At 43.0% G+C, this 8,131-nt stretch carries 11 protein-coding genes; all 11 read right to left on the reverse strand.

The genetic code is table 11. The features are described 5' to 3' along the window. Positions 1–238 precede the first annotated feature (238 nt). The 11 genes from HMPREF3139_RS06190 to HMPREF3139_RS06240 all read right to left on the reverse strand — a co-directional run bounded on the left by HMPREF3139_RS06190 (position 239) and on the right by HMPREF3139_RS06240 (position 7,832). Positions 239–1,213: an IS110 family RNA-guided transposase gene (locus HMPREF3139_RS06190; RefSeq protein WP_070461274.1), complete on the reverse strand. Its 975-nt coding sequence runs from the start codon at positions 1,211–1,213 to the stop codon at positions 239–241. Between the two features lie 361 nt (positions 1,214–1,574). Beyond that, positions 1,575–2,753 (reverse strand): zonular occludens toxin domain-containing protein, encoded by a 1,179-nt coding sequence (locus HMPREF3139_RS06195; RefSeq protein WP_070461275.1) that lies wholly within the window; start codon positions 2,751–2,753, stop codon positions 1,575–1,577. A gap of 2 nt (positions 2,754–2,755) precedes the next feature. Beyond that, positions 2,756–3,037, reverse strand: coding sequence for a DUF2523 family protein (locus HMPREF3139_RS06200; protein ID WP_070461276.1), 282 nt, complete (start codon positions 3,035–3,037; stop codon positions 2,756–2,758). 8 nt (positions 3,038–3,045) lie between these two features. Further along, entirely contained in the window at positions 3,046–4,557 is a 1,512-nt protein-coding gene (locus HMPREF3139_RS10625) for an IgG-binding virulence factor TspB family protein (RefSeq protein ID WP_083290054.1), read from the reverse strand. Further along, positions 4,511–4,804, reverse strand: coding sequence for a hypothetical protein (locus tag HMPREF3139_RS06210; protein ID WP_063068744.1), 294 nt, complete (start codon positions 4,802–4,804; stop codon positions 4,511–4,513). The genes HMPREF3139_RS10625 and HMPREF3139_RS06210 overlap by 47 nt, the downstream gene beginning before the upstream one ends. A 112-nt stretch (positions 4,805–4,916) precedes the next feature. Then, entirely contained in the window at positions 4,917–5,228 is a 312-nt protein-coding gene (locus HMPREF3139_RS06215; protein ID WP_070461277.1) for a hypothetical protein, read from the reverse strand. Between the two features lie 15 nt (positions 5,229–5,243). Then, on the reverse strand, positions 5,244–5,486 hold the full coding sequence (locus HMPREF3139_RS06220) for a hypothetical protein (RefSeq protein WP_070461278.1): 243 nt from the start codon (positions 5,484–5,486) through the stop codon (positions 5,244–5,246). A gap of 236 nt (positions 5,487–5,722) precedes the next feature. Next, the gene (locus tag HMPREF3139_RS06225) at positions 5,723–5,926 is read right to left on the reverse strand and encodes a hypothetical protein (RefSeq protein WP_070461279.1); all 204 of its coding nucleotides are present in this window, start codon (positions 5,924–5,926) and stop codon (positions 5,723–5,725) included. Between the two features lie 17 nt (positions 5,927–5,943). After that, a complete protein-coding gene (locus HMPREF3139_RS06230) occupies positions 5,944–6,255 on the reverse strand; it encodes a hypothetical protein (RefSeq protein ID WP_070461280.1) in 312 nt (103 codons plus the stop codon). A gap of 21 nt (positions 6,256–6,276) precedes the next feature. Then, a complete protein-coding gene (locus HMPREF3139_RS06235) occupies positions 6,277–7,617 on the reverse strand; it encodes a replication initiation factor domain-containing protein (RefSeq protein WP_070461281.1) in 1,341 nt (446 codons plus the stop codon). Next, positions 7,614–7,832, reverse strand: coding sequence for a hypothetical protein (locus HMPREF3139_RS06240; protein ID WP_070461282.1), 219 nt, complete (start codon positions 7,830–7,832; stop codon positions 7,614–7,616). The genes HMPREF3139_RS06235 and HMPREF3139_RS06240 overlap by 4 nt, the downstream gene beginning before the upstream one ends. Between the last annotated feature and the right edge of the window lie 299 nt (positions 7,833–8,131).

The raw sequence follows: 8,131 nt of genomic DNA on the forward strand, positions 1-8,131 counted from the left end.
AGCACTGCGAAATGAGAAAGGGAGCTACAACATGCCAAGACAGAAACAGTAAATTTATCTTATTGTAGCACTGCGAAATGAGAAAGATGCTACTTTAACATGCAATAGTAATTTACTGTCATTTTTGTATATTATTGTTTTTCCTGTTTATTTAGTTTTGCAATTTTTACAGAATGCAATTGGCCGCGCGAATATTTTACGATTATCCGCGTAGCTTTTGCGTTTTTGTTAAGGCTCTTTACGCTTGTTTGTACCGACTCGGATCGAAGTCGGTTTGGTTTTTGTGCAGATGATAGGCAATGACGAGTAGTTTTCTCATCAGGGCGCAGATAATAACCATCTTGGGCTTTTTGGCTTTTTGCAGTCTTTTGGTGAAGTCGGGAAAGTAATTTTGACGCATGGCTACCATGGCGGCCATGAAGAGGGCGCCGCGTAGTTTTCTGTTGCCATACCTTGTCAGCTTTTCTTTGCCGTTGACGCTTGTCCCTGATTTTTTCTGTTGCGGGCTCATGCCAGCGAATGCTGTAAAGTGGTTGGCGTTTTTGAAATGTGCGGTAAGGAGATGAACGGTTAGGTATATAGCCGTTGTTTGGCCGACTGATGGGATGGTTTGTAGGCGTTTGGCGGTTTCTTGAATGGCTTTGTCTGCTTTGGCCGTTTGTTTGATTTGGCCGTCCACGTCTTGCAGATGCTGGTTGAGTTCGTCTATCTGCTTTTGGTGGATTTGTTGTACAAAGCTGTCTTTTGCTGCTTTCAGCCTGTTTTTTTGTGCTGTCAGCTGTTCTTTCAGTTGGTTTTGCAGGCTCAACAGGCGTTTGAGGCTTTGGATGTTTTCAGACGGCCTTTTGTGCTTGGGTAGGTCTTTTGCTAGGGCGTTTTGACCAAATTCTGCTATTAGTTTTGCGTCTTGTTTGTCGGTTTTTGTTCGATTAAAACGGTAATCGGCATACCGTTTGATTTTTAGGGGATTGATAACGGAAACATGGTAATCATCGGCGAGGTTGTCGGCGACGGCTTCGTAGTAGTTGCCGGTGGCTTCCATGATGATGTAAATGTTTTGGCCGTCTTCGATACTTTGGCCGTTTATCCAATTTTTCAGGCTTTCTATGCCGTCTTGGTTGTTTTGGAACTTCTTATAGGCCGTTTGGCCGTCTATTAATGCGACTGCGTCAAATGTTTCTGCGGATATGTCGAGTCCTACGGTATTTCTCATATTTTTTCCCTTACTATGCAGGCTCTTGGCCTTTGATGCTACTCAAATTAAATATGAAAAAATCCGCCGTCCTTATCTTTCTCCCAATCTTGATGATTCGGGAACTTTCAGGCTCGGCGGATGTTGTCAGGGTTAGCTAGACCGCTGACGTTTTGAGTATATCAGATGTTTCAATCTCTTTGCTTTTCTATTCTTTCTTTTCTAAAATTGCGCTCTGCCGCGCGGCCATTGCTACTTGCTTCCTTTAAAAATCGCGGGATTTAGGTTTCTGCTCTTTAGATAGGTTTTTACGCCGCGCTTTTTAAAGGAATCAAGCAGCTTTTATTTAAAGGCCGTCTGAACTGGTTTCAGACAGCCTTTGTCATTGCGCGGATTCGACTACCGCGCCGCTTTGCGGTGTGAACTTTGCGCCTGCTTCTACATATCCGTCATACATAAGGTTTTGAGGGCTTTGGCCGCCTAGTGATGCGACTTGCACGCCTGCGCTAGTATCCGACGCGGATGGCGCTGTCTGCGCTTGGTTTGAGCTGTGGTCGGACTCTTTGTAGGGATTAAACGGCAGGCCATTATGGGCGTAGTCTTTGCACATTGCCTTAGTGATTTCTTTCAGCGGTGTACCTTGCGATGAATAACAGGTACATCCGCTTTTGCCACCATCAACACAGCCGACGGGGTACTCAAATGTTTTAACCTGTCGGACGCCGTTATAGATGGGTTTACTTTCGGGCTTTTCGGCAAGAACAGGGACAAAATCTTCAGGTTTGAGGTTTTGCCCCTGAATTCCACTTTGCGGCATCATTTCTTTTTGGTTTTCAGGGTCAAGCGGATTTTTGAAACCTGTATCTTCTTTTGCTGCTTCGGCCTTTGCCGTTATTCCTGCTTTTTCTTTATAACCCTGATACATCTTATAGCCCATGAATCCGACCAAACCTAAGATACACGGCAGGATAAACAACATGGCGATTATGATGTAATACCACCTTGATTTGACGTGCGAATGGGCGGTATGCACTTCTGCAGATTTGTAGTATTCAAGAACCTCTTCCCTAATTTTATGCGAACTGGACAAGGCGTTTCTTGATTGCTGTGTCGGGTTTAAAGCTACTTCGTTCCATTCAAGCCTTGTCAGTCCGCCCATTTTGTTTGCAGCTATATGGATATGCTTGTTCACGACTTCGCGCAGATTCACGTCAAGCAGCTTGGGCGATTGTGTGATTAGTATCATGTCGATACCGTAATGGCCGTGAATGTTCAAAAAGGCGACGTTTTCAGGCATTTTTGAACCGCTGGAACGTGTCGGAAACAAATATTGCACTTCGTCATAAATGACAACTGAGCCGATATTCTCTTTCCATTTCAGCCATTCATACATGTCTTCCCAGCTATGACCTTCCGGCGGTTGATGATGGTCTATCAAAAGGCCGTTGATGTTGGAGAAGATTTTACGGCCTTTATAATAGTCATCAAACATAAGCAGTTCGACGGCAAAGGCGGTTTTGCCGATTCTTGGTTTTCCTGTTATCAGGGTAATGGCGGCCATCTTTATCCTTTCTTGCCAAAGCTTAATTTAGACAGAGTTTTAAACGTAACGACAAAAGCGAGCATTCCGAACATGATGTTCAGAACAACGCCGCCACCTGCAATGTAAAAAATTTGGATCGCTCCGGCGGGAACTGCGCCCATACTGCTTATAAACTGATTTTTAAGATTGCTCATAAGGGCATCAAAACCAACATAAGTAATAATAGACACCCCTAAAGCAGTCAGAATGTATTTGACAACATGATTTATCAAATATGGAGCAAGAGCAGCTAAAAATTTCATAAATCCCCCTATGCGTTATTTCTGACAACTCTAGACACGAAGAACGAAGCCACCAGCCAAGCCATAGCGATAATAAAGGGTCTAATCATGGCAGCTAAATTACACGCAGGCTCAAGACTGATTCTGTATTCAGCACCCAATGCCTGAAACGTTACCGGAGCAGGGCATTCGCCATACTCTCTAAAAGTATTGTCAGGTGTGAAGTTCAAATCTATTTGTTCTTCGGGAATCTCTAAATCAGGTTCTTCTTTTTCGGGCAATTCGTCGCAGGCCAAAATATTCGGAAACACTTTACAAAGCAAACCTCCGTCTTCTTTGGGCTTGTCATCCTCTTTAGGTCCTTCATCTTTTTTTGGATCGTCTTTGCTGTCAGGGTCGGGCTTATCGTCGGGTTTTGGATTGTCTTTGCCGCTAGGGCTGTCGTCAGGATCTGGTTTTGGCTTATCGGACGGGCTACCGTCAGGCGTTGGGTCTGGTTGAGAGCCAGGCTTGCCATTTTCTCCCGGTGTAGGTGTTGAGTTGGTTTTAGGAGCTGCAGGGCTGCCCGGTGTGAGGTCGGGACGCGGGGTTGTGATTACCGTTGCGTTTGTTTTGCCGTTTGAATCTTGACCGAAAGTAATGGTAATTTGCACCGGCTTGCCATTTTCGGGAGTGACAGGGCCAATGGTTACAACTGTACCGGCAGGGACTTTGATATTTTCTTTATATTCAGGTTTGCCCGTACCTTCTACAAAAGGGGTAGGATTTCCGTCAATTATAGAAGTGGCAATATTTAAAAATTCATCCTCTTCTAAAATTTTTGTTAAAGCTCTATTTTGAAAATAATAACCATATCGAGATTGTTTACTAGTTTCACAGGCTACTCCATCGAGCCAAAAACAATTTATAAAATAAATACCTGGTTCATTAGGTTTTATGACATTATCAAAATACTTTTTAAATTCTGATTCAACTTGCATTACTAATAATTGTTGAGCTTGTTTTTCACTAACGCCACCTTTACTTAATGCACGCATAACAGATGTATCAACGCCTACACAGGAATCTTTATCAATCGTACATAAAGCATCTTTATAAACTTTTAAATACTCGTTGCTTACATCATTGTATTCATATCCAGCAGATTCAAGAGACGGATTAACGGCCTGATAGGCATCATAAGCATATGAAGCAGCACCAACATAAGGAGCAGCTTTTAAAGCAAGTTTTGCACCTGCTTTTACCAGGCGAAATGCGCCTGAAAGGACGGCTTTTCGAGATACTTGGGCTTCTATCGTTACGGGTACAGTTGAGGCGGAACGGAGACCGGTAGAGGCTTCGCGAACATGAAGTGATTTGTCGAATCTAGACTGATACTCTTGATCAATTCCACCACCAATAATTTTCCAAGGTCTGAAACCATTTTCATTAAATTTTTCAGTCAAAGGATAGGCTAATTTACCGTTTCTAACTTGCAAATCACCAGCAAAAGATTCAAAGCTCAAACCTAATAGAAAAATTATTGTCAAAACCCGTAACATTTATTTCACCATTTCCAATAGTGAAAACTGAATTATCTTTAAATAAAACTTCAAAACATGCCTTATTGAAATTTATTCTATTAAAAAAATTCTGACATTTATCTAAAGAGAATTTTTTCAAATATCCAGTTTCTTCTAAATATGAATAAAATACAAAAGATAAAGGTTTTTCTAAATAGAATTTAGATAATTCATCTAATTCAAATTCAGTTATATAGAAAAAATCCTTTTCATTCTTTTCTAACATAATCCTAACTTTCGTAACGGTTACAGAAAGTCGGGATTATACCCTTTTTGAATATCAAAAAAATATCAGCGATGCCAAACAGACCGCGCCGAATCCGTATAAAAACCAAAAGTCAATCATCTCCACCCCCTTTATTCTCCGTAACTGATTCAATCAACCGTTTTATCATCCTGATACCGAATACAAGCACCAATAAGACTATGAACGGCGCGCCGACCAATACGCCGAATTGTATTTGTTCTGCTATGTCACATTGCGGAAAACTCAAATTGATTTTCTGCTCGTTCAAATACCAGTCTTTGCCGTTTTTGTAAGGTCGGACAAATTTGCCATCCGCCGTTACGGTAGGTAGGACTTGAGACAACACATAATCATGCGCTTCTTCGTTCGATAAAAAGCATTGCAATCCGACGCGATACCCCATGTCCTACCCTTTCAGTTATTTAGCCGTTTTAACCATGCTAAAGGCCATGCGAAAGCCTTGCATCAACACGATAACCGACAAAACGGCAGCACCAATCGCAGATACCATTACGGCAAATTTTGCAATTTCTGCAGCAGCAGTAGTACCAATACCGGACAAATCGACGCCTTCGGCAGCAGCCAGGGCGGAAGCGGTTGTCAGGGCTGTTGCAGCAATAACTTTATTGCCATATTTTTTTGCTACGTTTAAAAGTTTCATAGCGTTTTCCTTTCAATAAAGGTTTATAAAAAAGTGATGCGGTTGTTTTTAGACTGACCGCAAGTCTTTTAACCGTACAGGTACCAAACCGATACAATTAAAACCAGTAGGAAAAAAACCAACCCAACCAAACTTAATTTAAATGATAGGGGTAATTTATTTCTGTTCATAATTATTCCTTGATTGTTGCGGGCTATGTGAAGGTTTGACAGACCGCCCGCCGAGCCTGTTAACTTTTATTCTTCTCTGATATAGAAGCTGAAAACCTGAAAATGTCCGCCAATCTCTTCTAATCCGGCATTGAATGCGTCTTCATAGCTTTCATACTGTCCGGCTTCTTTCAGATTTTGGGTAAATCCGATGTCGCCAAACTGATCGGGGCAGATGAATTCATAGTTTTCCAGTTCCTGAACGATAAATTTTTGCTGATACCTGCTCATATTTCGGCCTTTCTGCCTTAGGCTTTGGGCGCCACGCCTTTCACTTCAAAATCAAGCAGCTTGGGTACTAAGCCTTTGCCGGTAGATTCCATTGAGACGGTTACATTTACGGAACAGGGGAATTTGAGGTTTTTCAGCCGATCGAAATTGTGGCTTTCGCCAAATTTCATGCTGGCAGCGGTAAAGCCTACGCTATTGCCGTTGGCGGGCATGGGGCTGGCGACAAGTACGGTACAGGTGTCGATTTTGTTGCCGTCAATCTCGCCTTTAAACTGTTTAGCGCCCAGGAGCGTGGCGGGGTATGTGGTTACTTGTACTTGATCAAACATGGTTATAGCCTTTCTTTGGTTTTATAAATATTTCCAGTCTTCTAACTGATCTGATATTTGATACTGCTCTTTGTCAAAATCGCGCTCATGCTGTTTCTGCATGTCTTGCGGATACTCGTATTGCACTGCCTGATTTAATTCAAAATCTAAGACTTCGATATTCAGGTCGTTTATGGCTTTTTGCTCTTCATGGATATAAAAAGCGCTGGCTGTGCTGCTGTCGTACTCTTCTGGCTGGAGACCTTTGGGATAGCCTTCAATGCCTTTAGTCAAATCTTTGACGATTTCTTCAGCCGACCAACCGATATCTTTTAAAAAATTGACCCATTTGCCGACTTGCTGCCTTGCGTAAAATTGTTTGTGTTCAAACGTGAGATTGACCTCTTTAACCGTTGAATCCATGCGCTTGGCTTCGCATTTGAATATCTGTTCACAGACGGGATACGCTCCGCCAAGATACGCACCGGCGTGAATCAATATGTCTAATGGTACTTCTATATCTCCGTTTCTGAACTCTGTTTCAAATCGAACCCAAGGGCTTGATTTATCGCCTAACTGCTTGCCTTTTTCATAAATCCGGGTGTATTTGGCGTTGCCGCGTTTGCCGATATAGAAGCTTTTGCCGCTGCCATCTTCGTGTCTCCAAGAAACGCCTTTACATTCGCTTTTCGGGCGGACGTTGTGGCAGTCAAAAAGGCCGTTATCGTGACCGGTTAAAGCCTGCTCGGGCGTGTACTCTCCATTGAAAAAATCATGTGCTACGTCAACCCTTGTTATTTTTGGCCGGACACACTTTTGCAGAAATTCATAAAGCCTGTTTTCCCAACCGGGTTTAGCTGCGGTGCATCCGGTGCCGTTCAACTCTACAAGTATTGTTTCTCTTTGGCCGCCGTAGTGAACTTTGCCGTACTCAACGTTTTTCGGGCCGAGCTGATAACAGGATTGATAGAAGAATTTGCCTTTGTAAGGCAGTTTGGCACTGATGCCGAAGCCTAGAATCTCTTGCAGCAGTTCGCTGTACTTTGTGAGGTACTCTGCGTCTGTTACATAGGCTTTTTGGGTTACTTTGGGTATGGATTCCTCATGTATCGTAAATGTGATCTGGTCGATGAATGCGCCGTCTTCCCTACCGCGTCTTAGCGGAATTTCTATCAAACGGCCTTTTCCGTCGGTTACGTATTGGGAAAAATATTCAAATTCGACTTGATCGGTTTTTTCGGTTTGCTCCCCACTTTGTGGATTAGGTTTTTTTTGCTCCCCCCCTATTAGCCTAGGGGGGGCATTCAACGGCGTGGCCGTTTGCGGCGCGCAAGGCGCGCCCCCACACGCCCCCGCCGTTTCTGCTCTCTCTTCGGCTCTCATGCGTCTGCCTCCCATTGGTTCAAAATAGAACGGACAGCAAGACGGCCATACTCTTCAGCCTGTTTTTCTGTTTTATATTTTTGTTTGGGATTTGTAATAGGAAATGAAACGGTTTCTACAAGCTCATCATCTTTGAAAACGCGGACGATAACGGCTCTTTGTTCTTCAAAACTGTAAAAACTATCTGAATTGACTGTATAAAATGCGATGCACATAAGAAAGCCCCTTCACTGGCTAGAGTTAAAGGGGCTTAAAGTTCTATAAGAAGTGTAAAAAATTGCGCCCCTCGATGGAGCGAAATATATAAGGGAGCTACAACCCGTTTAATCCGTACAAGGAAAAACGAATTATTGTAGCACTGCGAAATGAGAAAGGGAGCTACAACTATTAAAAGAGGCTGCCAACAATATGCCGCATTGTAGCACTGCGAAATGAGAAAGGGAGCTACAACTATGAAGACGAAGAGGAAGCCCTTAAAGCCATTGTAGCACTGCGAAATGAGAAAGGGAGCTAC

Origin of the sequence: Neisseria sp. HMSC15G01 (genome assembly GCF_001808255.1) — a bacterium.
Classification (GTDB): Bacteria; Pseudomonadota; Gammaproteobacteria; order Burkholderiales; family Neisseriaceae; genus Neisseria; species Neisseria subflava_A.

Bases quoted from the DNA above. Each gene is read 5' to 3' on its own strand.
- HMPREF3139_RS06190 (WP_070461274.1), bottom strand. From the start codon at position 1,213: ATGAGAAATACCGTAGGACTCGACATATCCGCAGAAACATTTGACGCA.
- HMPREF3139_RS06195 (WP_070461275.1), bottom strand. From the start codon at position 2,753: ATGGCCGCCATTACCCTGATAACAGGAAAACCAAGAATCGGCAAAACC.
- HMPREF3139_RS06200 (WP_070461276.1), bottom strand. From the start codon at position 3,037: ATGAAATTTTTAGCTGCTCTTGCTCCATATTTGATAAATCATGTTGTC.
- HMPREF3139_RS10625 (WP_083290054.1), bottom strand. From the start codon at position 4,557: ATGTTACGGGTTTTGACAATAATTTTTCTATTAGGTTTGAGCTTTGAA.
- HMPREF3139_RS06210 (WP_063068744.1), bottom strand. From the start codon at position 4,804: ATGTTAGAAAAGAATGAAAAGGATTTTTTCTATATAACTGAATTTGAA.
- HMPREF3139_RS06215 (WP_070461277.1), bottom strand. From the start codon at position 5,228: ATGGGGTATCGCGTCGGATTGCAATGCTTTTTATCGAACGAAGAAGCG.
- HMPREF3139_RS06220 (WP_070461278.1), bottom strand. From the start codon at position 5,486: ATGAAACTTTTAAACGTAGCAAAAAAATATGGCAATAAAGTTATTGCT.
- HMPREF3139_RS06225 (WP_070461279.1), bottom strand. From the start codon at position 5,926: ATGAGCAGGTATCAGCAAAAATTTATCGTTCAGGAACTGGAAAACTAT.
- HMPREF3139_RS06230 (WP_070461280.1), bottom strand. From the start codon at position 6,255: ATGTTTGATCAAGTACAAGTAACCACATACCCCGCCACGCTCCTGGGC.
- HMPREF3139_RS06235 (WP_070461281.1), bottom strand. From the start codon at position 7,617: ATGAGAGCCGAAGAGAGAGCAGAAACGGCGGGGGCGTGTGGGGGCGCG.
- HMPREF3139_RS06240 (WP_070461282.1), bottom strand. From the start codon at position 7,832: ATGTGCATCGCATTTTATACAGTCAATTCAGATAGTTTTTACAGTTTT.